Origin of the sequence: Modestobacter sp. VKM Ac-2977 (genome assembly GCF_026968045.1) — a bacterium.
Classification (GTDB): Bacteria; Actinomycetota; Actinomycetes; order Mycobacteriales; family Geodermatophilaceae; genus Modestobacter.
In genome coordinates this window covers 113,241-135,912 of record NZ_JAPVBQ010000001.1, presented here as the reverse complement: position 1 = coordinate 135,912, position 22,672 = coordinate 113,241, and the positions used below count along the sequence as shown (strand labels likewise).

23 protein-coding genes and 1 tRNA gene are annotated in these 22,672 nt (G+C 73.6%); 14 read left to right on the top strand and 10 right to left on the bottom strand.

Annotation, left to right across the window (positions count from 1 at the left end; genetic code table 11):
* The first annotated feature begins 17 nt into the window (after positions 1 to 17).
* The 3 genes from cobA to O2V63_RS00640 all read left to right on the top strand — a co-directional run bounded on the left by cobA (position 18) and on the right by O2V63_RS00640 (position 3,563).
* Positions 18 to 1,214: a uroporphyrinogen-III C-methyltransferase gene (gene cobA / locus O2V63_RS00650; RefSeq protein WP_269165650.1), complete on the top strand. Its 1,197-nt coding sequence runs from the start codon at positions 18 to 20 to the stop codon at positions 1,212 to 1,214.
* 40 nt (positions 1,215 to 1,254) lie between these two features.
* Entirely contained in the window at positions 1,255 to 2,121 is an 867-nt protein-coding gene (locus tag O2V63_RS00645) for an alpha/beta fold hydrolase (protein ID WP_269165649.1), read from the top strand.
* 110 nt (positions 2,122 to 2,231) lie between these two features.
* Entirely contained in the window at positions 2,232 to 3,563 is a 1,332-nt protein-coding gene (locus tag O2V63_RS00640; RefSeq protein WP_269165648.1) for an esterase, read from the top strand.
* Between the two features lie 39 nt (positions 3,564 to 3,602).
* Here O2V63_RS00640 and O2V63_RS00635 read toward each other — a convergent pair whose 3' ends face one another.
* Positions 3,603 to 4,328 carry a (2Fe-2S)-binding protein gene (locus tag O2V63_RS00635; RefSeq protein ID WP_269165647.1) on the bottom strand — a complete coding sequence of 242 codons (726 nt, stop codon included), beginning with the start codon at positions 4,326 to 4,328 and terminating at the stop codon, positions 3,603 to 3,605.
* 128 nt (positions 4,329 to 4,456) lie between these two features.
* Between O2V63_RS00635 and acs the strand changes: the two genes are divergently transcribed.
* The 3 genes from acs to O2V63_RS00620 all read left to right on the top strand — a co-directional run bounded on the left by acs (position 4,457) and on the right by O2V63_RS00620 (position 8,224).
* Complete coding sequence (gene acs / locus O2V63_RS00630; protein ID WP_269165646.1) at positions 4,457 to 6,424, top strand: acetate--CoA ligase; 1,968 nt, start codon at positions 4,457 to 4,459, stop codon at positions 6,422 to 6,424.
* 265 nt (positions 6,425 to 6,689) lie between these two features.
* On the top strand, positions 6,690 to 7,220 hold the full coding sequence (locus O2V63_RS00625) for a phage holin family protein (protein WP_269165645.1): 531 nt from the start codon (positions 6,690 to 6,692) through the stop codon (positions 7,218 to 7,220).
* Positions 7,221 to 7,300: 80 nt separating this feature from the next.
* Positions 7,301 to 8,224: an alpha/beta fold hydrolase gene (locus tag O2V63_RS00620; protein ID WP_269165644.1), complete on the top strand. Its 924-nt coding sequence runs from the start codon at positions 7,301 to 7,303 to the stop codon at positions 8,222 to 8,224.
* Between the two features lie 75 nt (positions 8,225 to 8,299).
* Here the strand turns inward: O2V63_RS00620 and O2V63_RS00615 are convergent, their stop codons facing one another.
* From O2V63_RS00615 to nth, 5 genes are read right to left on the bottom strand one after another with little or no spacing between them, the layout of a single operon-like run.
* Entirely contained in the window at positions 8,300 to 9,481 is a 1,182-nt protein-coding gene (locus tag O2V63_RS00615; RefSeq protein ID WP_269165643.1) for a MarP family serine protease, read from the bottom strand.
* A 47-nt stretch (positions 9,482 to 9,528) separates the two neighbouring features.
* Entirely contained in the window at positions 9,529 to 10,020 is a 492-nt protein-coding gene (locus O2V63_RS00610; RefSeq protein WP_269165642.1) for a plastocyanin/azurin family copper-binding protein, read from the bottom strand.
* Positions 10,017 to 10,781: an NUDIX hydrolase gene (locus tag O2V63_RS00605; RefSeq protein WP_269165641.1), complete on the bottom strand. Its 765-nt coding sequence runs from the start codon at positions 10,779 to 10,781 to the stop codon at positions 10,017 to 10,019. Before O2V63_RS00605 ends, O2V63_RS00610 begins: the two co-directional genes overlap by 4 nt.
* Positions 10,778 to 11,374, bottom strand: a complete 597-nt coding sequence (locus tag O2V63_RS00600) for a TlpA family protein disulfide reductase (RefSeq protein WP_269165640.1) — start codon at positions 11,372 to 11,374, stop codon at positions 10,778 to 10,780. The genes O2V63_RS00605 and O2V63_RS00600 overlap by 4 nt, the downstream gene beginning before the upstream one ends.
* Entirely contained in the window at positions 11,371 to 12,183 is an 813-nt protein-coding gene (gene nth, locus O2V63_RS00595) for an endonuclease III (protein WP_164700915.1), read from the bottom strand. Before nth ends, O2V63_RS00600 begins: the two co-directional genes overlap by 4 nt.
* 154 nt (positions 12,184 to 12,337) lie before the next feature.
* Here nth and O2V63_RS00590 point away from each other — a divergent pair, with 154 nt between their 5' ends.
* Positions 12,338 to 12,631, top strand: coding sequence for a hypothetical protein (locus O2V63_RS00590; RefSeq protein WP_269165639.1), 294 nt, complete (start codon positions 12,338 to 12,340; stop codon positions 12,629 to 12,631).
* Between the two features lie 165 nt (positions 12,632 to 12,796).
* On the top strand, positions 12,797 to 13,471 hold the full coding sequence (locus O2V63_RS00585; RefSeq protein ID WP_036335203.1) for a Crp/Fnr family transcriptional regulator: 675 nt from the start codon (positions 12,797 to 12,799) through the stop codon (positions 13,469 to 13,471).
* Between the two features lie 202 nt (positions 13,472 to 13,673).
* Here the strand turns inward: O2V63_RS00585 and O2V63_RS00580 are convergent, their stop codons facing one another.
* Genes O2V63_RS00580 through O2V63_RS00570 form a run of 3 tightly spaced genes read right to left on the bottom strand, consistent with a single transcriptional unit; the run spans position 13,674 to position 15,122 of the window.
* Positions 13,674 to 14,477: an NUDIX hydrolase gene (locus tag O2V63_RS00580; RefSeq protein ID WP_269165638.1), complete on the bottom strand. Its 804-nt coding sequence runs from the start codon at positions 14,475 to 14,477 to the stop codon at positions 13,674 to 13,676.
* A complete protein-coding gene (locus O2V63_RS00575) occupies positions 14,474 to 14,941 on the bottom strand; it encodes a RidA family protein (RefSeq protein ID WP_269161326.1) in 468 nt (155 codons plus the stop codon). The genes O2V63_RS00580 and O2V63_RS00575 overlap by 4 nt, the downstream gene beginning before the upstream one ends.
* A 7-nt stretch (positions 14,942 to 14,948) precedes the next feature.
* Positions 14,949 to 15,122 carry a hypothetical protein gene (locus tag O2V63_RS00570; RefSeq protein ID WP_164700913.1) on the bottom strand — a complete coding sequence of 58 codons (174 nt, stop codon included), beginning with the start codon at positions 15,120 to 15,122 and terminating at the stop codon, positions 14,949 to 14,951.
* A gap of 112 nt (positions 15,123 to 15,234) precedes the next feature.
* Here O2V63_RS00570 and O2V63_RS00565 point away from each other — a divergent pair, with 112 nt between their 5' ends.
* The 4 genes from O2V63_RS00565 (at position 15,235) to O2V63_RS00550 (ending at position 21,011) form a co-directional block, all read left to right on the top strand.
* A complete protein-coding gene (locus O2V63_RS00565; RefSeq protein WP_269165637.1) occupies positions 15,235 to 16,206 on the top strand; it encodes an ArsA-related P-loop ATPase in 972 nt (323 codons plus the stop codon).
* Complete coding sequence (locus O2V63_RS00560) at positions 16,203 to 17,426, top strand: ArsA family ATPase (RefSeq protein ID WP_269165636.1); 1,224 nt, start codon at positions 16,203 to 16,205, stop codon at positions 17,424 to 17,426. Before O2V63_RS00565 ends, O2V63_RS00560 begins: the two co-directional genes overlap by 4 nt.
* Before the next feature lie 143 nt (positions 17,427 to 17,569).
* Complete coding sequence (locus O2V63_RS00555) at positions 17,570 to 18,688, top strand: fatty acid desaturase (protein ID WP_269165635.1); 1,119 nt, start codon at positions 17,570 to 17,572, stop codon at positions 18,686 to 18,688.
* 100 nt (positions 18,689 to 18,788) lie between these two features.
* Entirely contained in the window at positions 18,789 to 21,011 is a 2,223-nt protein-coding gene (locus O2V63_RS00550; RefSeq protein ID WP_269165634.1) for a transglycosylase domain-containing protein, read from the top strand.
* Positions 21,012 to 21,085: 74 nt separating this feature from the next.
* Here O2V63_RS00550 and O2V63_RS00545 read toward each other — a convergent pair whose 3' ends face one another.
* Entirely contained in the window at positions 21,086 to 21,538 is a 453-nt protein-coding gene (locus O2V63_RS00545) for a GatB/YqeY domain-containing protein (RefSeq protein ID WP_269165633.1), read from the bottom strand.
* A 66-nt stretch (positions 21,539 to 21,604) separates the two neighbouring features.
* Between O2V63_RS00545 and O2V63_RS00540 the strand changes: the two genes are divergently transcribed.
* Both O2V63_RS00540 and O2V63_RS00535 read left to right on the top strand, forming a co-directional pair.
* Entirely contained in the window at positions 21,605 to 22,510 is a 906-nt protein-coding gene (locus O2V63_RS00540; protein WP_269165632.1) for a metallophosphoesterase, read from the top strand.
* Between the two features lie 63 nt (positions 22,511 to 22,573).
* Positions 22,574 to 22,650: transfer RNA gene (locus O2V63_RS00535), tRNA-Pro, on the top strand.
* Positions 22,651 to 22,672: the final 22 nt, after the last annotated feature.

The window sequence follows — 22,672 nt, the reverse complement described above, 5'->3', positions numbered from 1 at the left end:
CGGGCACCGTCTACCCGGTGGGTCTGCGCCTGACCGGGCGCCGCGTCGTCGTCGTCGGCGGGGGCCAGGTCGCGCACCGCCGCGTCGCCGGCCTCCTGGAGGCCGGCGCGAAGGTCACCGTGGTCAGCCCGGACGTCACCCCGGCCCTCGAGGCGCTCGTCGCGCCCGGTTCGGTCACCTGGCACCCGCGGCGCTGGGTCGACGGTGACCTGGCCGGCGCCTGGTACGCCGTGGCCGCCACCGACGACCCGGCCGTGAACGCCGCCGTCGCCGCCGAGGCCGAGCGTGACCGGGTGTTCTGCGCGCGCGCCGACGATCGCGGCGCCTCCAGCGTGTGGACCCCGGCGGTCGGCCGGCAGGGCGACCTCGTCATCGGCGTGCACGGCGGCGGTGACCCGCAGCGGGCCATCGGCGTCCGGGACGCGGTGCTGACCGGGCTGACCGACGGCTCCATCGCCGACCGCGCCTCCCGCACCCCCTCGGTGGCCGCCGGCAGCGTCGTCCTGGTGGGCGGCGGGCCGGGCGATCCCGGCCTGGTGACGGTGCGCGGTCGGCAGGCGGTCGCCACGGCCGACGTCGTCGTCGCCGACCACCTCGCCCCGCAGGGGCTGCTCGCCTCGCTGCCCGCCGACGTCCTGGTCATCGACGCCTCCAAGCTGCCGCGCGGGCGCTCGATGGCGCAGGAGCAGATCAACGAGCTGCTGGTGTCCCACGCGCTGGCCGGTCGCCGGGTGGTGCGGCTCAAGGGCGGCGACCCGTTCGTCTTCGGCCGCGGCTTCGAGGAGCTCGAGGCGTGCACCGCGGCCGGCGTGCCGGTCGAGGTCGTGCCCGGGGTGACCAGTGCCATCGCCGTCCCCGGCCTGGCCGGCGTCCCGGTCACCCACCGCGGGCTGACGCACGAGTTCGTCGTCGTCTCCGGGCACGTGCCGCCGGGGCACCCGGCGTCGCTCGTCGACTGGGCGGCGCTGGGCCGGCTGCGTGGCACCGTCGTGGTGCTGATGGGGGTGGACACCGCCCCGGCGATCTCCGCCGCCCTGGTCGAGCACGGCCGGGCCCCGGAGACACCGGTCGCCGTGGTCAGCGACGGCGCCACCCCCGCCCAGCGCACCCTGCGCACCACCCTCGCCGGGCTGGGGAGGACCATCGCCGACGAGGGCGTCCGCCCGCCCGCCGTGTGGGTGGTCGGTGACGTGGTGGCCCTCGGCGCCGGCTGATCGCTGAGCGCACGGGACGCGGCCGACGTACCGTTCCTCGGTGTCCTACGTCGTCTCCTCCGATGCCACCGTCCTGACCCTGCGCACCCGTGGCCCGGCCGACGGCCCGATCGTCGTGCTCGTCAACGGCCTGGGCATGACCACCGACTCCTGGGGCCGCGTCCCCGAACTGCTCGCCGACCGCCACCGGGTGGTCCAGTACGACCTGCGGGGACACGGCCGCAGCGGCAACGCCCCCGCCGACGACTACAGCCTGGAGGCGCACGCCCAGGACCTGGCCGCCGTGCTCGCCGAGGTGGTGCCCGACGGGCAGCAGGCGGTGGTGGTCGGCAGCAGCCTCGGCGGCGGCATCATCGTGGTGCACGCCCGGGACCTCGGGCTGGACCGCATCGGTGCGGTGGTGTTCGCCGGCTCGGGCGGCTCCGGCGTCACCTTCCCCGGGCTCGCCCGTGACCTGCCGCCGGTGGCCCGCCGCCTGCTCCGCCGGGTCTGGCTGCACGCCCTGCGCCTGGTGGCCCTGGTCGCCAACCGGGTGAAGCCGATCGAGCCGCTGGCCGACCACCTGGTGCGGAAGTTCGCCTTCGAGCCGGGTGCGCCGAAGGCCGCGGTCGCCCAGGTGCGGGAGGACTTCATGGGCAGCCGGCGGGTGCCGCTGGCCCGCACCACGCTGGCCAGCGTCAGCACCAACGGCGTCCGGTACGCCTCGGCGCTGACCGTCCCCACCCTCGTGGTGCACGGGGAGCTGGACCCGGAGGTGCCGCAGGAGGAGATCGACGAGCTGATGCCGGAGCTCTCCGACGGCGAGCTGGTCCAGCTGCCCGGCGCCGGCCACATGGTGGCCCTGACCCGCACCGAGGAGACCGCCGAGCAGATCGCGCGCTGGGTCCGCCGGGTCCAGGTGGACTGACCGCAGGACCCCGGTCCGCCTCCGGCTGAGCAGCCGACCCGCCCGTGTGATCCACAACACGCACGGCTAGCGTCCGGTCACCGTCAACGACGACGTCCCCGGAGGACCTCATGCACCGCCCCACCCGACTGCTGCTCGCGCCGATGGCGCTGGCCCTGGTCAGCACCGTGCTCGCCGGCCCAGCCGGTGCGCAACCGAAGCACCAGCCCACCCCCCAGTACCCGCAGTCGCCCGAGATCGAGTACGTCGTCGACGAGGCCTCACTGCCGTTCGATGCGCTGCCGGGCACCACCACCACCCGCAGCTGGGGCGTGCTCAAGGACGCCGGCTACCGGATCGAGGTGCCGGCGGACTGGAACGGCGACCTGGTGATGTGGGCGCACGGGTACCGCGGCACCGGCCCCACCCTGACCGTCGACTCCCCACCCGAGGGCCTCCGGCAGCACCTGGTCGACGAGGGCTACGCCTGGGCCGCCTCCAGCTACACCGAGAACGGGTACGACGTCGTCTCCGGGGTGAAGAGCACCCACCGGTTGCTGAAGTACTTCGAGAAGACCGTGGGCAAGGCCGACCTGACCTACCTGTCCGGGGTCTCGATGGGCGGGCACGTCACCGGGGTGAGCATCGAGCAGTACCCGAACGCCTACGACGGCGCGCTGCCGGCCTGCGGCGTGATGGGCGACCGGCGGCTGTTCGACACGTTCCTGGACTACAACGCCGCCGCGCAGGCGCTCACCGACACCCCGCCGGTCTACCCGGCACCGGCCGACTACCTGACCACCACCGTGCCGGAGATGAAGGCGGAGCTGGGCACCCCCTACCCGTACGTGCTCACCGAGGCCGGCGAGGACCTGCGCGCCCTGACCGAGCAGCGGACCGGCGGGGACCGGCCGCTGTTCGAGCTGGGGTTCAGCGCCTTCGCCGACTTCCTCTTCACCGTGTACCCGGTCTTCCCGGGCCTCGGGGAGGAGCGCGGCGCCGTCGGCGGCAACGCCGACACCGTCTACCAGCTGGACGGCGACCCGCAGCTGACGGCCGAGGAGCAGGCGCTCAACGAGGAGGTCCTCCGGGTGCGGGCCGACCGCGGCAGCAACGGCCTCTCCGGGGTGCCCACCATCGACGGGCGCTTCGACGTCCCCGTGCTCTCGCTGCACGGCTTGGGCGACCTGTTCGTGCCGTTCAGCATGGAGCAGGAGTACGCCCGCGACGCCGCGGCCCGGGGGAACAGCGACCTGCTCGTGCAGCGGGCCATCCGTTCCGTCGCGCACTGCGACTTCAGCGCGCAGGAGTACCAGCAGGCGTTCACCGACCTGGTCGCCTGGGTCGAGGACGGCGTGCGGCCGGCCGGCGACGACGTGCTGGACGCCGAGGTGGTCGCCGACCCGCAGTACGGCTGCCGCTTCACGGTGCCGCTGCGCGTCTACGACGTCGGCGCCTGCTGATCAGCGGTACGGGGGCGCCGCGTGGCGCCCCCGTACCGGTCACATCCGCTCGGCCAGGTCCTCGAGCAGCACCTGACGCTCCCCGGGGTCCCGGCGCGGGCACGAGGTGCAGAGCACCTCGTGCGGCACCCGGTAGAGCAGGCAGCAGGAGGCACGCCGGGTGAACCGGGTCGCGCCGCCGTCGGGCCGGCCGACGTCAACGTAGCGCGGCACCGGCAGCGGCGCCCCGATCGCGGCGGCCAGCGGCCCCGCCAGCGCGGTCACCGTGGCGACGTCGCCGACCGCGCGGCCGAGGGCGAGCAGCCGGTTGGCCAGCGAGTCGGTCGCGATCGCCCACAGCGGCCGCTCCCGGGTCCCGCCGGCCTCGGCCACCGCGGCCACGACCGCGTCGATCGTCGTCCGCAGGTCGCCGGCCAGGTCCGGGCCCGAGCCCCCACGGGTGGTCGCCGCGACCGGCACCCCACCGGCCAGCGCGTGCACCGTGGTGTCCACCAGCCGTGCGGAGAGGCCCACGCCGGTCACCAGCCCGGCCAGCACGGGGGTGAGGAGCACGCTGGACAGCGAGTACCACCACACGGTGGCCAGCACCCGCCGGTCATCGGTCCGCTGCCGTACGGCGCGGGTGGTGAGCAGCTGCGCCGTCCATCCCGGGTCGGCCAGCAGTGGCCCCGGGACGACGGCCGCCGACGGCGGGGCGAGCAGCCCCAGGGCGGCGGCCCCGGGCAGCCGGGACACCACCAGCGCCTGGGCACCGTCGTCGCTCACCCGCCCAGTCTGCCCACCTCGTGCCGACCGCGTGCGGCACTGACCTGACGACAGGGTGACCGGGGCCATAGGTTGTGCACTGAGGCAGCGCCGCGAAGTCCAGGCGGCGCCCGACCACGGAGGTGCGCATGAGTGAGACGACTGACCAGGCCCTGTCCGACCAACTGCCCGAGGGTGGCTTCCCGCCCCCGGCCGAGCTGGCCGCGGCCGCGAACGCCGGACCCGACGTCCACGAGCGTGCTGCCGCCGACCGGATCGGCTTCTGGGAGGACGCTGCCCGCCGCCTGGACTGGGCGGAGCCCTGGGAGCAGGCGCTGGACTGGAGCAACCCGCCGTTCGCCAAGTGGTTCGTCGGCGGAAAGCTCAACGTCGCGGTCAACTGCGTCGACCGGCACGTCGACGCCGGCCACGGCGACCAGGTGGCCTACCACTGGGTCGGCGAGCCCGGCGACACCCGCACGCTGACCTACGCCCAGCTCAAGGACGAGGTCTGCCGCACGGCGAACGCGCTCACCGAGCTCGGGGTGACCGCCGGTGACCGGGTGGCGATCTACCTGCCGATGATCCCGGAGGCGGTGATCTCGATGCTGGCCTGCGCCCGCATCGGCGCCGTCCACATGGTGGTCTTCGGCGGCTTCTCCCCCGACGCCCTGGCCAGCCGGATCACCGACGCCGACGCCAAGGTGGTCATCACCGCCGACGGCGGGTACCGGCGGGGTGCGCCCAGCCCGCTCAAGCCGAACGTCGACGAGGCGCTGACCAAGACCGAGGGCGTGCGCAGCGTGCTCGTGGTCAAGCGCACCGAGACCGACGTCGAGTGGACCGAGGGCCGCGACGTCTGGTGGCACGAGCTGGTCGCCGGTCAGTCGGCCGAGCACGAGGCGGAGGCCTTCGACGCCGAGCACCCGCTCTACATCATGTACACCTCGGGCACGACCGCGAAGCCCAAGGGGATCCTGCACACCTCGGGCGGCTACCTCACCCAGGTCTCGTACACCCACTGGGCGACCTTCGACCTCAAGCCCGACACCGACGTCTTCTGGACCGCGGCCGACGTCGGCTGGGTCACCGGGCACAGCTACATCGTCTACGGGCCGCTGGCCAACCGGGCGACCTCGGTGATGTACGAGGGCACCCCGGAGACCCCGCACCGGGGCCGCTGGTGGGAGATCGTGCAGGAGTACGGGGTCACGATCCTGTACACCGCCCCGACCACGATCCGCACCTTCATGAAGTGGGGCGACGACGTCCCGGCCGGCTTCGACCTCTCCTCGCTGCGACTGCTCGGCTCGGTCGGTGAGCCGATCAACCCCGAGGCCTGGCTCTGGTACCACAAGAACATCGGCGGCAGCCGCTGCCCGATCGTGGACACCTGGTGGCAGACCGAGACCGGCGGCCACATGATCACCCCGCTGCCGGGCACGACCACCCTGAAGCCGGGTTCCGCCCAGCGCCCGTTCCCGGGCATCGCGGCCAGCGTGGTCGACGAGGAGGGCAAGCCGATCGAGCCCGGCGCCACCGGTTACCTGGTGCTCACCGAGCCCTGGCCGGCGATGCTGCGCACCATCTGGGGCGACGACGAGCGCTACAAGGACACCTACTGGAGCCGGTACGGCCAAGGGATCTACTTCGCCGGCGACGGCGCCAAGCTCGACGAGGACGGCGACATCTGGCTGCTCGGCCGGGTCGACGACGTCATGAACGTCTCCGGGCACCGCATCTCCACCACGGAGGTGGAGTCCGCGCTGGTCAGCCATCCGACGGTGGCCGAGGCAGCGGTCGTCGGCGCGACCGACCCCACCACCGGGCAGGGCATCGTGGCGTTCGTCATCCTGCGCGGGGACGCCGTCGACTCCGGCGAGGACCTGGTGAAGGTGCTGCGCCAGCACGTCCGCAAGGAGATCGGGCCGATCGCCAGCCCGCGCCAGATCATGGTCGTCGCCGAGCTGCCCAAGACCCGCTCGGGGAAGATCATGCGCCGGCTGCTCCGGGACATCGCGGAGAACCGGGAGCTGGGCGACGTCAGCACCCTGACGGACTCCTCGGTGATGGACCTGATCAGCTCCAAGCTCCCCGCCGCCCCCAGCGAGGACTGAGGAAGGAGCCCGTCCTCCCCGACCCTCGCGAGCTCGGGCCGGGCCCCTGGACGGGGCCCGACCTCGCCGTTCGCACGGTCGCGGCGGGCCTCTGCGAGGGGCTGTCCGGGGATCGACCTGAGGGGGTCCCCGGGGGGTGCACGACGCACCCCCGGGGACCCCTTCGGGGCATCCGGGACGGCGGCCGGAACGCGCATGCGGCACGATCACCGGGACAGCACCGTGCCGCGTCGTCCGATCGGCACCGACCAGGGAGGAGCCATCCGTGGCCCACAGTGTCTCGACGACTCCGCCGGCGGGTCGTCCCGCCGGGGCGACCCCGCTCGCAGGTCGTCCCGCCGGGCCTGCCGAGCCCTCGGTCGGCACGCTCGCCAAGAGCGCCATGGCCGACGTGTCCACCCTCGTGCGCAGCGAGATCGAGCTCGCCAAGGCCGAGATCGGCACCTCGGTCAAGCGGGGTGGGGCCGGCGCCGCCGCGTTCGCCGCAGCCGGCGTGATGCTGGCCTTCGCCGGTTTCTTCTTCTTCTTCTTCCTCGCCGAACTGCTCGCGGTCTGGCTCCCCCGGTGGGCGGCGTTCCTCATCGTGTTCGCCCTGCTGGTCCTGGTGGCGGCGATCGTCGGCCTGGTGGGCTGGCGACTGGTCAAGAAGATCAAGAAGCCCGAGCGCACCATCGAGACGCTGCAGGACCTCCCCGACGTGATGCGTCGCGAGGCCCCCGGCCGGCGGACCCACGACCTGCCGACCGTGCGGAACGGCCAGGTCGTCCGCCAGGACGCGCACGCCCCGCTGCGCTGAACCCGCGAGAGCGGGCCCGCCGCCTCACCGGGCGCGGCGACCGTGTGGCGCCCGGAGCCGAGCAACGCCCGGCGGCGGCCGTGACGGTGCCCGAGGAGCAGCCCGACGCCACCAGCGTCCTGCTCCCGGGGCCGTGGGCGCACCGGGACGTCTCGGCCAACGGCGTCCGGCTGCACGCCGCCGAGGCCGGCAGCGGCCCGCTGGTGCTGCTGCTGCACGGGTTCCCGCAGTTCTGGTGGTCCTGGCGGCACCAGCTGACCGGGCTGGCCGCCGCCGGGCTCCGGGTGGTCGCCCCCGACCTGCGGGGCTACGGGGCCAGCGACAAGCCGCCCCGGGGGTACGACCTGCCGACCGCCGCCGCCGACGCCGCCGCAGTGGTGCGCGCGCTCGGCGAGGAGGAGGCGGTGGTCGTCGGCGCCGACTGGGGCGGTCTGGTCGCCTGGACCATGGCCGCGCTGCACCCCCGGAGCGTGCGCAGTCTCGTCGTCGTGTCAGCCGCGCACCCCCGTCGGCTGCGCAGCTCGGTCTCCGACCCCCGGCAGCGGCGGGCCCTGGCCTATGCGCTGCCCTTCCAGCTCCCCCGGCTGCCCGAACGGCGCCTGACCCGGCCCGACGACGACCCGGTGGCCGAGTTGATGCGCCGTTGGGCCGGCCCCTCCTGGGTGCACACGGCCGACTTCGCCGAGGCCGTCGGCCGGTACCGGTCGGCCAGCCGCATCCCCCAGGCGGCCTACGGGGCGATGGAGTACTACCGCTGGGCCGGTCGCTCGCAGCTGCGCCCGGACGGGTGGCGCTTCGCCCGGCGGATGGCCGCACCCGTCACCGCCCCCACCCTCCAACTGCACGGGGCACTCGACCGTGCGGTGCTGCCCTCGACCGCACGCGGGTCGGGCCGCTACGTGGCCGGCGCCTACGAGTGGCGGGAGCTCCCCGGCGTAGGGCACTTCCCGCACGAGGAGGCCCCCGACGAGGTCACCGCCGCCATCGCCGCCTGGGCGAGGTAGCCCACTGGAACGGCCCCGCTGCAGGGTCCCGCCGCGAGCTCGCGAGTGGTGAGGGGCAGCGGGGTCCTTCGACTCTCACTCGCAGGCGCCGGTGTCGACCTCGGCGACCGCCGCCCCACCGACCGTCACGGCCTCGGACACCTCCTCGGCGGTCAGCGCGTAGCCGGTCTCGGGGTCGTCGATCGCCGAGGCGAAGACCACGCCGAGCACCGATCCGTCGGCCGCCAGCAGCGGGCCGCCGGAGTTGCCCGCCCGCACCTGCCCGTAGAGGGCGTAGACGTCGCGCTGCACGGTGCGGGTGGCCCGGAAGTCCGGGCCGCTGATGTCCCCGCGGTCGCGCACCCGCGCCGGTCCGACGTAGAAGGGCCCGCCGCCGGGGTAGCCCATGACGATCGCGTCCGCGCCGGTGTCGACGGGTACGTCGGCGAAGTCCAGCGGCTCCTGCGGGAGCCCGGGGACGGCCAGCACGGCGACGTCGGTGGGCTCGTCGACGTACACGGTGACGGCGTCGTAGGACTCACCCTCCGCGATGACCTTCGGATCCGTGACCCCGGCCAGCACGTGGGCGTTGGTCATCACCCGGTCCTCGGCGAAGACGAAGCCGGAGCCGTCGATCTGCCGGGAGCAGGAGGCCGCGATCCCCCGGATCTGCACCACCGAGCCCCGCACCTGGTCGACCACCGGGCTGGCCAGCAACGCCTGGTCCGGTGCCGGGACGTCGCGTGCCTGGGTGGGGGTCAGCGGGTCCAGGACGTCGGGCAGGCCCTGCCGGTCGATCGCCTCGCGCAGCGAGTCGTAGAGGGTGCGGACCTCGTCGGGCACGGTGCGGTCGACGGCCTGGACGAGTGACGACTGGCGCACCTGGCCGGCCACGCCGGGGAACGGGGAGCTGGCCAGCGGGATGGCCACCATCCACGCGACGAGCAGGACGGCGAGGGCGGAGACCACCGCCCCGGCCACCGAGTCGACGACCTTGGCCGGCTCCCAGGTGACCCACCTGCGCACGGCTCGGCCGATCAGCCCGGCCAGCAGCTGGCCGATCAGCGCGCCGGCCAGGACGACGACGAGGGCGACGAACACCCGGGTCACCGAGGAGTTGGCCAGGTCGTCGGCGATCGGGCCGGAGAGCTGGGCGCCGATCACGGCACCGCCGAAGAACCCCACGAACGAGGTGGCGGAGATGATCAGGCCCTGCCGGAACCCGGACAGCGCGAAGACGAGTGCGAGCACGATGAGGGTCAGGTCGACCAGGGACATCGCTCAGCGCCCCCGGTCGATCGCGAGCCCGCCCGTTCCCTGCACCGTCATCCCGGGGAGCTCACCGTCATCGTGCCGACCTGGCCCAGTGCCACGTGGAAGCTGCACTCGAAGGGGTACTCGCCGGGCTCGGTGACGGTGAACTCGATCGTCTCGCTCAGCCCTGGGCCGAGCACCGGGATCTGCTCGGTGATCTCGGTCGGGCCCGCCCCCTCGGTGAACAGGAGGTTGTGGGTCATCTGCTCCCCCGAGTTGAGCAGCGTCAGCCGCACCTCGCCGGGGGCCACGGTGAAGGTGTCGGGGGTGAACTCGTAGTCGTCGCCGGTCTCCACGGTGATCTCCTGGACGCCGTCGGCGGCGGTGCGCACCGTCCCGGCCTCGGCGCTGGCGACGCGGGTCACCTCCGGTTGCACCGGCTGGGAGTTGCTGCAGCCCGCGAGCAGGGCCGAGGCGAGGGTGAGGGCCAGCAGCGGGCCGGGCAGCGGGCGGGCGGGCCGGTGGCGTCGTACGCCTCCGGCGCCCGAGGGGGCCGTGGTCATCGCCCAGGAACGGTACGCGCGGAGCTGCTCTGCCCGGCGTCCTCGGCCACCGTCGGCGCGGCGCGGTCGGCGACGTCGGAGTCGACCGGCTCCACCGGCACGTCGCCGGGCCGCACCGGCGGGACGGCGAGGGGGCGCACGTCACCGTCGTCCCACGGCTGGTGCAGCCCGGCGGCCTCCAGGACGGCGTCCAGCAGGGCCGCCGTGAAGCCCCAGACGACCATGTCGGCCACCCCGAACGCCGGGCCGACGTAGCCGGCGGGGTGCCGGACGCGGAAGCGGTTCGCCGGGTCGACCAGCTCGCTCAGCGGCACCCGGGCCACCCGCGCCACCTCCCGCGGGTCGCCGGTGGTGACGTCGCGGGGGTCGTCCCACCAGCCCAGCACCGGGACGACGAGGTTGTCCGACGGGCCGAGGAACAGCGCGGGCAGGGTGGCCAGCACGCGCACGCCGGCCGGGTCGACGCCGGCCTCCTCGTGGGCCTCGCGCAGCGCCGTCCCCACCGGGTAGTCGTCGCCCGGGTCGGCGCCGCCCCCGGGGAAGGCGGGCTGGCCGGCGTGGCTGCGCAGGTGCGCCGACTTCTCGATCAGCAGCACGTCGGGCCCGGCCGGGCCCTCGCCGAAGAGGATGAGCACCGCCGAGCGACGCGCACTGTCGGAGGCCTGGCCGTGCCGGTGCCACAGCGGCAGCTGCCCGGCGTTGGCCACCAGCCGCTGCAGGTGCTCGGGGAGCTCCTCGAGCTCTGCGGCGGAGACCGTCACAGCTGCACCCCGAGGTGTTCGGCCACGAGCCCCTCGAACTCCTCCAGCGAGTGCACCGGGCCGACCTGGACGTGGGCGACCGACCCGTCGGCGGCCAGGAAGAGGGTGTACGGGAGGTTGTTGACCCCCATGCCGGCCATCACCTCGCCGTCGGCGTCGAACGCGCTGGGGAAGGTCACCCCGGCGTCGTCGGCGAAGGCGGCCGCCGCGGGCACCCGGTCCACGGAGACCACGCCCAGCACCCGCACCTGGTCACCGGCGGCGTCGGCGAGCTGCTGGACCAGCGGCAGCTCCTCCCGGCACGGGCCGCACCAGCTGGCCCACAGGTTGAGCACCGTGGGCACGCCGGGAGCGCGGCTGAGGTCGAGGGTGCCGCCGCCGAAGCAGTCGAAGACGGTGGCCGGCAGGTCGCTGTCGGCGGCCGGGACGTCGGCCTGCTCCGGGCACGGCTCGAGGTCGGTCTCCACCGTGCCCACGTCGCTGCCGGCCGGGGACGCGACGGTCTCCTCGGTCGCGGCGTCCTCGGACGTGCACCCGGTGAGCACGCCCACCAGCAGGCCGAGTGCGCCGAGGGAGCGCAGTGCGCGGCTCACTCGGTGTCCGAGGCGGCCGGGGTCTTGACCAGCTTGGCCGCGGCCTCGGGGTCGAGCGGGCCGACCCCGTAGGACGGGCACCAGGCCGCCAGACCGCAGGCACCGCAGGCCGGCTTCTTGGCGTGACAGACCCGCCGGCCGTGGAAGATCACCCGGTGGGAGAACATCGTCCACTCCTTCTTGGGGATGACCTCCGCGATCTCGGCCTCGACCTTGACCGGGTCCTCCTCCGCGGTCCAGCCGAACCGGCGGACCAGCCGGCCGAAGTGGGTGTCGACGGTGAGGCCCGGCACGCCGAAGGCGTTGCCGAGGACCACGTTGGCGGTCTTGCGGCCGACCCCGGGCAGGGTCACCAGGTCGGCCAGCCGGCCGGGCACCTCGCCGTCGAAGCGCTCGACCAGCGCCTGCCCCAGGCCGATCACCGAGTTGGCCTTGGCCCGGAAGAAGCCGGTGGGCTTCAGCACCTCCTCGAGCTCGGCCCGGTCGGCCCCGGCGTAGGCAGCGGCGTCGGGGTACCGGGCGAACAGCACCGGGGTGACCTTGTTGACCGTCTTGTCGGTGGTCTGCGCGGACAGGACGGTGGCGACCAGCAGCTCCAGCGGCGTGGTGAAGTCCAGCTCGCAGTGCGCGTCGGGGTGGATGACCGCCAGCTCGCGGGCCATCCGCCGCGCCCGGCGAGTGCGGGCCAGCGGACTCTCCTCGGGGTCGAACGGGGACACGCCCAGCCGGGCGGCGCGTGCGGGGCGGCGGGCGCGCGCCGGCCGCGTGTAGGCCGGCGGGGCGTCGGGTGAGGTGGCGGGCCGGGACACGCGTGTGAGGGTAGGCGTCTCCGCTGACAGCCACCGCCCGTCATACTCGGTGGCGGTGCACACCCGGCCGGTGACCGGGAGCGCGCCCCGACCGCTCGACGACCTGGTCCCCACCCGGCCTCCCCGCCGGGGGCGTCCTCCCGAGGAGGTGCTCGTGGTCGCCCTCATCGTCATCCTGTTCCCTCCGCTGCTGATCGCGTTCCTGCTGGTCATGGAGCGGGTGGAGGAGCCGTTGCGACGCCCGACCTCGCAGCGGGAGGTCGAGGACTTCCTCGGCTCCGCCACCCCGGGCGAGGTGGGCACGCTGGCCAACTCGGGCATCCGTCGCGCGATGAGCCGCTGGCGGGCCCGCCGCCGCGGCCGGGCCCGCAGCGCCCCCCGTCCGGTGCTGACCGAGTCGGCCCACGGGCCGGCCGACGACGACATCGACCCGGTCGACGAGGACTGACCTCCAGGCACACGACCTGCACGTCAGGAAGCCGTCACGACCCCGCAACCACTCAGAGTGGGCAGGTCCCTGACTGAGTGCACTGGTGAGGCGGGCCACAGGCCCTAGACTCTCCGAGTAACGCGGGTCGCCATCGCACCCGTGAGGACGTTGCGAGAGGTGCACGTGGACGAGGTCCTTGCCCAGTCCGGTCTCTTCCAGGGGCTGTCGGAGGATGCTGCCGAGCCGGTGGCCAGCGCACTGGAGACGGTGGTGCTGCCCCGCGGCCGGGTCGTCTTCAACGAGGGCGAGTCGGGCGACAGCCTCTACGTCGTCCTGTCCGGCAAGGTGAAGATCTCCCGCCGCGCGCCTGACGGCCGGGAGAACGTCCTCGCCGTGATGGGGCCCTCCGACCAGTTCGGTGAGCTCTCGGTGTTCGACCCGGGGCCGCGCACCGCGACCGCCACCGCCGTCACCGACGTGCGCCTGGCCAAGATGCCGAACACCATGCTGCGGCCGTGGATCACCGCCCACCCGGAGATCGGCGAGCAGCTGCTGCGGGTGCTCGCCCGGCGGCTGCGGCGCACCAACGACTCGGTCGCCGACCTCATCTTCACCGACGTCCCCGGCCGGGTGGCCAAGGCGCTGCTGCAGATGGCCGACCGCTTCGGCAGCCGGGAGACCGACGGCCTCCGCGTCAAGCACGACCTGACCCAGGAGGAGCTGGCCCAGCTGGTGGGCGCCTCCCGCGAGACGGTGAACAAGGCGCTGGCCGACTTCGTGCACCGCGGCTGGATCCAGCTGCAGGGCAAGTCGGTGGTGGTCCTCGACGAGGAACGCCTCCGCCGCCGCGCCCGCTGACACCACCGCGCTGACGAGGGCCCCGTCCGGTTCACCGGACGGGGCCCTCGCGCGTCAAGGCCAAGGCGAGCGACCACCGGTACGGACCCGAGCGAAGCGAGGGGTGGCCCGGGGACGGGGCCCGGAGGGTCCCTCACCGGGCCACGGCCAACAGCTCAACGCAGGCGGCACCGCCTCCTGGCCGCGGTGTGATCCGCCAGGATCACGAAGGCAGAGCCGCGACCATCCGGATCCGGGTGCCGTCGGGCAGCACCGCGTAGTTCCCGTCCGGCCCCTGTTCGAAGGTGGGACTGATCGGCTCCAGCGGGGCCGGCGGCGAGCCGGCCAGGGTCGCCGCGGCGTCGGCGAAGGGCACCAGTTGGCCGAGCGTGTGGATCGTGGGCGGCAGCATCGGCCGGGTGCCTGCGGCGTGTTCGGCGAGCGCGGCGGCCGGCGTCGTCCACACCGCCTCGTCCGCCTCGCCGGACACGTCGCGCGCCTCCTGCCCGACCGGCAGCAGCGCGGCGAAGAACTTGGTGTCGTACCGCCGCCGTTCCGGTGGCGGGGTGATCCAGTGCGCGAACGGCCGCAACAGGTCGGCCCGCAGCGCGAGCCCGCGACCGGCCAGCAGTTCGGCGAGGGAGAGGTCGTGGGCCATCAGGGCCTGCCGCTGCGCCTCCCAGTCGTCGCCGGAGACGTCGGGCACGACGACCCCGGAGCCGTCCGCCGGACCGGCCAGCAGGACGCCGGCCTCCTCGAACGTCTCCCGGACGGCGGCGCACACCAGCTCACGAGCCAGTCGTTCGTCGCAGCCGAAGGCGCTCGCCCAGTGGGCCGGCGGCGGCCCCACCCAGGCCAGCTCCGTGTCGCCGTCCCGGTCGTCGACCCCACCGCCGGGGTAGGCGGTCATCCCACCGGCGAACGGCATGCCCCGCGTGCGCCGGAGCAGGTAGACCTCCGGTCCCCCGGCGCCGTCCCGCAACAGCAACACCGTCGCCGCCTGCCGGATCGGCGCCGGCCCGGTCATCTCAGCTCGACGGTGAGCTCGACCTCGACGGGGGCGTTCATCGGGAGCTCGGCGACGCCGACGGCGCTGCGGGCGTGCTGCCCTGCCTCACCGAAGACGCGGCCGAGGAACTCGCTGGCGCCGTTGACGACCCGCGGCTGGCCGGAGAAGCCCTCGGCGCTGGCCACGTAGCCGACGACCCGCACGATCCGGGCCACGGAGTCCAGGCCGACCAGGTCGTCGATCGCGGCCAGCGCGTTGAGCGCACACACCTTCGCGTCGGCTGCGGCGTCCTCGATGTCGACGGCACCGCCGACCTTGCCGGTGCGGCGCAGCCCGCCGTCCACGAACGGCAGCTGGCCGGAGGTGAAGACCAGCTGACCGGTGCGGATGGCCGGCACGTAAGCGGCGACCGGCGCGGCCACCGGGGGGAGCCGGACACCCAGCTCGGCGAGCCGGGCGTGCCAGGAGACGGGGGTGGTCATCGTGGCCTCAGCTGGTCGGGCGCTTGAGGTAGGCCACCAGCTGGTCGCCGCCGCCCGGGCCGGGGACGACGGCCACCAGCTCCCAGCCGTCGACGCCCCAGGAGTCCAGGATCGCCTTGGTGTTGTGGGTGAGCAGCGGGATGGTCGCGTACTCCCAGGTCCGACGGGCCGAATCACTCATGCCGCGACGCTAGCGCAGCCGAGACGCGCCGGAGTCGGTCACCGCTCGTAGGCTGGTGCGGGTGAGCTCAGAGCCGGTGCACCGGGAACCGTCGCGCGCAGGAACGGTGCCCGTGCGGTGCCATGTCGTCACCGGGAAGGGCGGCACCGGGAAGACGACGGTCGCCGCGGCCCTCGCCCTGTCGCTGGCCGCCGACGGCGGCCACGTGCTGCTGGTGGAGACCGAGGGGCGGCAGGGCATCGCCCAGCTCTTCGACACCCCACCCCTCCCCTACGAGGAGCGGCGGGTCGCCGTGGCCCGCGGGGGCGGTGAGGTGAAGGCACTGGCGATCGACGTCGAGGCTGCCTTCCTCGAGTACCTCGACATGTTCTACAACCTGAAGCGGGCCGGGCGGGCGCTGCGCAAGATGGGCGCGATCGACTTCGCCACCGCGATCGCGCCCGGGCTCCGCGACGTGCTGCTGACCGGGAAGATCAAGGAAGCGGTGACCCGGCGGGAGAACGGCCGACTGGTCTACGACGCCGTCGTCGTCGACGCACCACCGACCGGCCGGATCACCCGGTTCCTGAACGTGACCAACGAGGTGGCCGGGCTGGCCCGGTCCGGCCCGATCAGGGCACAGAGCGACGGGGTGATGGCGGTGTTCCGCTCACCGCAGACGGCGGTGCACGTGGTGACCCTGCTGGAGGACATGCCGGTGCAGGAGACCGCCGACGCGATCACCGAGCTGACCGCGGCCGGGCTGCCGGTCGGGTCGGTGATCGTCAACATGGCGACCGAGCCGCTCCTCCCGGCCGCCAGCCTGGCCCGCACCGCCGAGGGCCGGCTCACCGGCGCCGACCTGGTGCCCGCGCTGGCCGCGGCCCAGTTGGCCGGGGTCGACGGGTTGGCGGACGGGCTGGTCGCCGAGGCGGTCGAGCACGCCCGTCGCTGGATCGCCCAGGACGCGCTGCGCGGGGACGTCGAGGCGCTGGGCCGCCCGCTGGTGGAGCTGCCGCTGTCGTCGTCCCCGATCGACCTGGGTTGCCTGTTCGAGCTGGCCGATCGGCTCGACGGGCACCTGCGCGCCGAGGTCGCGGCGTGACCGCCGCCCAGCCGCCGCGGCGGCCCACCCCCGCACCGCCCCTGGACCTGGCCGCGCTGGTCAGCGACCGGAGCACGCGGATCATCGTGTGCTGCGGCTCGGGTGGCGTGGGCAAGACGACCACCTCGGCGGCGCTCGCGCTGGCCGCGGCCGAGGCCGGGCGGGAGGTCGTCGTGCTGACCATCGACCCGGCCCGCCGGCTGGCCCAGTCGCTGGGCCTGGTCGAGCTCGACAACGAGCCGCGGCTGGTCGAGACGCCCGGTGCCCCGGGTGAGCTGCACGCGATGATGCTGGACATGAAGCGGACGTTCGACGACGTCGTCTCCGCGCACTCGACGCCCGAGCGGGCGCAGGTGATCTTCGAGAACCCCTTCTACCAGGCGCTCTCCTCCTCCTTCGCCGGCACGCAGGAGTACATGGCGATGGAGAAGCTCGGGCAGCTGCGGGCCAGCGACCGCTGGGACCTGGTGATCGTCGACACCCCGCCGTCCCGGTCGGCGCTGGACTTCCTGGACGCCCCGAACCGGATGAGCCGCTTCCTCGACGGCACGATGATCCGGCTGCTGACCGCCCCGGCGCGGGCCGGCGGGCGGGCGGGGGTCCGGTTCGTGGGGGCCGGCTTCCTGCTGTTCAGCCGGATCATCAGCAAGATCCTGGGCGGCCAGCTGCTCAACGACATCTCGGCGTTCGTCTCCGCCCTCGACACCATGTTCGGCGGCTTCCGGGAGCGGGCCAACGCGACCTACGAGCTGCTCCGCCAGCCGGGGACGTCGTTCGTCGTCGTCGCGGCCCCGGAGCCGGATGCGCTGCGTGAAGCCTCCTACTTCGTCGACCGGCTCTCCACCGAGGGCATGCCGCTGGCCGGGCTGGTGCTCAACCGCACCCACCCGCCGGCCACCACGGCCCTGTCCGCCACCCGCGCCGAGGGTGCCGCCGAGGCCGTCACCGAGGCGGGGGGCCCAGGGTCGAAGCTGGCCGCGGGGGCGCTGCGGGTGCACGCCGATCGGATGACCGTCGCGACCCGCGAGCAGCGGCTGGCCGACCGGTTCACCAGCGCCCACCCGGAGGTGCCGGTGCGGACGGTGCCGGCCGCGGCCGGGGACGTGCACGACCTGGACGGGCTGCGGGTGATGGGCGAGGCGCTGCTCGCCGCGGAGGACGACACCGGGACGGGCACGCCGCGCAGTCGGGTGCTGCCGGTGCGCTCCCAGGCCGGCTGACCCCACCCCTCCGTGGGGCTCGAGGGGCAGGAGGGGCGCGCCGGTCACCCGTTCGTGTCCACGTCATCCCAGGGCCTGGTCGTGGTCGTGACGCTCCGTTAGCGTCCGCCCGACCGTTCCGTCGGAGGGATGACACACCAGGCATGAGCACCGCACCCGAGCTCGACCGCACCACCGCGACGACGTCGCCGGAGCCGGCCGGCCTCTTCGGCACCGGCATCGCCGTCCCCGCCGCCGCCGACCTCCCCGTCGAGATCCCGGTCGACACCGTCGGGCTCTCCCCCGACGACAAGGCCCGCACCAAGGTCATCACCAGCGCGATCCGCCGTCGGTCGCAGGAGCTGCGGCGCGACCACCCGGTGCTGCGGCACCAGGACGCCCTCGGGCTGACCGCCTTCTCCGTCGCCGTCCTCGGCTTCGTCGGCAGCGGCGCCCTCTACCTGACCGGCGCGCTGCCCTGGTACGTGACCCTGCTGCTGTCGGCGGCCTTCGCCGCGGTCGGGCACGAGGTGGAGCACGACCTGATCCACGCCCTCTACTTCCGCCGCCGCAAGGCCGTGCGGTACGCGCTGCTCTTCGGCGTCTGGGCCATCCGGCCGTACACGATCAACCCGGTCTACCGGATCCGGCTGCACCTGCGGCACCACGCCTATTCGGGGCTGCCCGACGACATCGAGGAGGTGTCGATCACCAACGGGAAGCCGTGGGGCGCAGTCCGGCTCTACAGCCTGCTCGACCCCTACGTGCCCGCGCTGATCCGGATCGTCACCACCCGGCCGAAGGACGCCGAGGACGCGCTCTGGCGCCGCACCATCCTCAAGGCCAGCATCGGGCTGACCCCGGTGGCGATCACCATCTGGTACGCGTTCCTCGGCCTGCACGTGGCGAGCTGGCTGGGCGCCGCCGTGCCGACGTCCTGGCTGCAGGTGCTCACCGTGCTGACCGTCGTCTGGGTCGGCCCGAACGTCTGGCGCGGCTTCTGCCTGCACTTCATCAGCAGCAACATGCACTACCAGGGGGACGTCGAGCAGGGCAACGTCCTGCAGCAGACCCAGGTGTTCAACCGCTGGTACCTGGTGCCCTTCCAGGTCTTCTGCCTGAACTTCGGCAGCACCCACCCGATCCACCACTTCTACGTGGCCGACCCGTTCTACGTGCGGCAGCTGATGGAGCGGGACATCCACCCGGTGCTGGCCGCCAACGGGGTGCGGTTCAACGACATGGGCACCTTCAAGCGGGCGAACCGCTACCAGATGTCCTGACGACCGTGCGGAGCGGCCTGCCGACGTCGTCGGGGGCCGCTCCGCGCGTTGCGTCCGAGGCACGGGACGGGCGCCCTCCGGGCAGGTACCTTGGCCTGCGATGTCCGACTCCGCGAGCCCCCGCCTCGGTGCCCTGGTCAAGCTGGCCGTCACGATCGTCGTGGCCGGCGCCCTGGTCGCTGCCATGTTGCTGCCCTGGGTCGGGGGGACCGGGCTCGTCGCCCGGAACTCCGCCAGCCTGCTCGACGCCCTCCCGGTCGAGCTCACCGACGAGACGCCGAACGGCAACGCCACCATGGTGGCCGCCGACGGGACGCCGATCACCCAGTTCTACGACAACAACCGCACGCCGGTGACGCACGACCAGATCTCCGACGTGATGAAGCAGGCGATCGTCGACATCGAGGACTCGCGCTTCTACCAGCACAACGGGCTGGACGTCGAGGGCACGACGCGGGCACTGGCGAAGAACCTCGCCGCCGGGGAGGTGCTCGAGGGCGGGTCGACGCTGACCCAGCAGCTGGTCAAGCAGACCCTGCTGCAGACCGCGGACAACGCGGAGGAGCGGGCCGCTGCCGAGGAGGAGTCGGTCGGCCGCAAGCTCAAGGAGGCCCGCCTCGCCCTCGCGCTGGAGGAGGAGTACTCCAAGGACGAGATCCTCACCCGATACCTGAACATCGCCTACTTCGGCCAGGGCGCCTACGGCATCCAGTCGGCCGCGCAGAAGTACTTCAGCGTGAACGCCGTCGACCTGACGCTGCCGCAGGCAGCGGTGCTCGCCGGCCTGGTGCAGAGCCCCAAGTTCGACCCGATCTCCTACCCGGCGGAGGCGACGGCCCGGCGCGACCAGGTGCTGAACCGGATGCACCAGCTCGAGCACATCACCGACCAGGAGCTCGCCGAGGTCTCCGCCGCCCCCATCCCACTGGCCCCCGGCGGCAACGCACCGAACGGGTGCATCGACGCCGCGATCGGCGGCTTCTTCTGCGACTACGTCACGAGCTACCTGACCGGCACGCTGGGGCTCAGCATGGACGACGTCAAGGACAACGGCTGGACGATCCAGACCACCCTCCGCCCGGACATGCAGGTCGCCGGGGACCAGGCCGTGCTCAACACCGTGGGCATGGGCGCCCCGGTGGTCGGGGTCTACGACGCGATCGAGCCCGGCACCGGGCACGTGCTGGCGATGAGCGTGAACCGGCGGTTCGGCTGCGGTGACCCGGCGGCCGGCTGCGAGTCGGTCAACTTCGCCACCATCCCCACCAAGGGCTCCGGCTCGACGTTCAAGACCTTCGTCGCCGCGGCAGCGCTGGAGCAGGGGCTGCCGGCCAGCCACACCATCACCACCAGCGAGCCCTACACCAGCCGGGTCTACCAGGACTTCGACACCGACACCGGGAAGTACAAGCCGTACTCGCTCGGCAACGTGGGGAACAACTACCCGAACACGCTCACCATGACCCAGGCGCTGTACATGTCCTCCAACACCTACTTCCTGGCGCTGGAGGACGCGCTGGGCCGCATCGAGCCGGCCGTCACGATGGCGCAGCGGCTGGGCATGACGTTCGACTACTCGGTGACCCAGACCCCCGCCGAGAAGATCATCGCCGAGAACCGCCCCTCGTTCGCCTTCGGCACCGACGGGGTGAGCCCGCTCGACCTGGCCAACGCCTACGCCACGATCGCCGCCGGCGGCGTGAAGTGCGCTCCCCTGCCGGTCCTGAGCATCACCGACCGCAACGGCGAGCCGGTCACCGACGAGGACGGTCAGCCGGTGGTCCCCGACTCCCAGTGCGAGCAGGTCATCGAGCCCGGCATCGCGAACACGCTGAACCAGATGCTGCGCAAGGACGTCGAGCCGGGCAACCGGATGCAGACCGGCCGGGCCGCCTACATCCCCGGTCACCAGATCGCCGGCAAGACCGGCACCGTGAACGCCAACGACTCGGTCACCTTCGTCGGCTCCACCCCGGACTACACCGCCAGCGTGATGGTGTTCAACCCCCTCGGCGACGACAGCGTCGGCGGCTACGGCGGCGGCAAGCCGGCCACCATCTGGCACGACGCGATGCTGCCGATCCTGAGCAACCAGGCTCCTACGGCGTTCCCGGAGGCCGACCCGAAGTACGCCGGGCGCGGGGTGGACGCGCCGCCGGCGCGCACCGGGTCCTCCGACGACCGGGACGACGACGACTCGCGCCGCAGGAACCAGACGTCGAGCCGCAGCAGCGCCGACACCGTGACCGAGTCGGCGCCGACGACCGAGTCGGCGCCGGCTGCGGATCCCGCGGCTCCGCAGCCGGAGTCGAACGGCGGCTGATCGAACGGTGAAGGGGCCGGGCCTGCGGGCCCGGCCCCTTCACCGTTCCTGGGGGCGGAGCCCCGCCCCCTCGCTCAGCCGAGCTGTCGGCGCACCTCTGCGGCCACCCGGCCGCCGTCGGCCCGACCGGCCACCCGGCCCTGCACGGCGCCCATGACCTTGCCCATGTCCTTCATCCCGGTCGCACCGGTCGTGGTGATCACGTCGGCGACGAGCGCGGTCAGGTCTGCGTCCTCGAGCTGGGCGGGCAGGTACGTGGCCAGCACGCCCTCCTCGGCCTTCTCCCGCTCGGCCTGGTCGGCGCGGCCGGCACCGGCGAAGGCGTCGGCCGCCTCACGGCGCTTCTTCGCCTCCCGGCGCAGCACCGCCTGCACCTCCTCGTCGCTCAGCTCGCGGGCCTCCTTGCCGGAGACCTCCTCGGCGGTCACGGCGGCGAGCACCATGCGCAGCGTCGCGGTGCGCAGCTCGTCGCGGCTCTTCATGGCGGTGGTCAGGTCGGCGCGCAGTCGGTCCTTCAGCTCAGGCACGGTGCAGAGCCTGCCACCTCCGCCCGGGCCAGGACGACGCAGTTCCCCTCCCCCTACGCTCAGAGGATGCGCGCGACCACCGCCGTCCCTGCCGCCCTGCTGGCCACCGGCGCCGCCACCGTCGCCTACGCCGGCCTCGTCGAGCGCACCCACTGGACCCTGCGGCGCTTCGACGTCCCGGTGCTGCCACCGGGTTCCCGGCCGCTCACCGTCCTGCAGCTGTCCGACCTGCACATGACCGCCGGCCAGCACAGCAAGCAGGCCTGGGTCGCCGGGCTCGCCGCGCTGCACCCGGACGTCGTCATCACCACCGGCGACAACCTGGCCGGGATGGACGCCGTCCCGGCGACGCTGCGGGCACTGGAGCCGCTGATGGAGCTCCCCGGCGCCTTCGTGCTGGCGAGCAACGACTACTACGCGCCTCGGCCGAAGAACCCGCTCAAGTACTTCAAGACCGAGCACAAGCGGGTGCACGGTGACGAGCTCCCGTGGCGGGAGCTCCGCGACGGCATGACCGCCCAGGGCTGGCTGGACCTCACCAACCACACCGGCACGCTCACCGTGCGCGGCGTCCGGATCGCCCTGGCCGGCGTCGACGACCCGCACCTCAAGCTGGACCGGTACGACGACGTCGCCGGCCCGGCCGACCCCACGGCCGACGTGCGGATCGGGCTGGTGCACTCCCCCGAGCCGCGGGTGCTCGACCGGTTCACCGCCGACGGGTACGACCTGCTGCTGTGCGGGCACACGCACGGCGGGCAGCTGCGGGTGCCGTTCCACGGTGCCCTGGTCACCAACTGCGGCATCGACCGCGAGCACGTGCGCTGGCTCCACCAGTGGGCCCAGCCCTCCGACGCCGCCCCGAACGGCACCTGGCTGCACGTCTCGGCCGGGCTGGGCACCAGTCCGTACGCGCCCGTGCGGTTCGCCTGCCCCCCGGAGGCGACGCTGCTCACCCTCACCGCACGGTAGGAGGCCCCGCTGCAGGGGGTCGCAACGCCGACGAGTGCGTCGGTTACAGTTGTCGACGCACCGCGGGGTGTGGCGCAGCTTGGTAGCGCGCGTCGTTCGGGACGACGAGGCCGCAGGTTCAAATCCTGTCACCCCGACCAGCCACTCAGGGACCGCCGATCC

Excerpts from the sequence above, each read along its gene's own strand:
- O2V63_RS00575 (WP_269161326.1), bottom strand. The coding sequence starts at position 14,941 with ATGACCACCCCCGTCTCCTGGCACGCCCGGCTCGCCGAGCTGGGTGTC.
- O2V63_RS00570 (WP_164700913.1), bottom strand. The coding sequence starts at position 15,122 with ATGAGTGATTCGGCCCGTCGGACCTGGGAGTACGCGACCATCCCGCTG.
- O2V63_RS00555 (WP_269165635.1), top strand. The coding sequence starts at position 17,570 with ATGAGCACCGCACCCGAGCTCGACCGCACCACCGCGACGACGTCGCCG.
- O2V63_RS00550 (WP_269165634.1), top strand. The coding sequence starts at position 18,789 with ATGTCCGACTCCGCGAGCCCCCGCCTCGGTGCCCTGGTCAAGCTGGCC.
- O2V63_RS00640 (WP_269165648.1), top strand. The coding sequence starts at position 2,232 with ATGCACCGCCCCACCCGACTGCTGCTCGCGCCGATGGCGCTGGCCCTG.
- O2V63_RS00540 (WP_269165632.1), top strand. The coding sequence starts at position 21,605 with ATGCGCGCGACCACCGCCGTCCCTGCCGCCCTGCTGGCCACCGGCGCC.
- O2V63_RS00580 (WP_269165638.1), bottom strand. The coding sequence starts at position 14,477 with ATGACCGGGCCGGCGCCGATCCGGCAGGCGGCGACGGTGTTGCTGTTG.
- O2V63_RS00615 (WP_269165643.1), bottom strand. The coding sequence starts at position 9,481 with ATGTCCCTGGTCGACCTGACCCTCATCGTGCTCGCACTCGTCTTCGCG.
- acs (WP_269165646.1), top strand. The coding sequence starts at position 4,457 with ATGAGTGAGACGACTGACCAGGCCCTGTCCGACCAACTGCCCGAGGGT.
- O2V63_RS00610 (WP_269165642.1), bottom strand. The coding sequence starts at position 10,020 with ATGACCACGGCCCCCTCGGGCGCCGGAGGCGTACGACGCCACCGGCCC.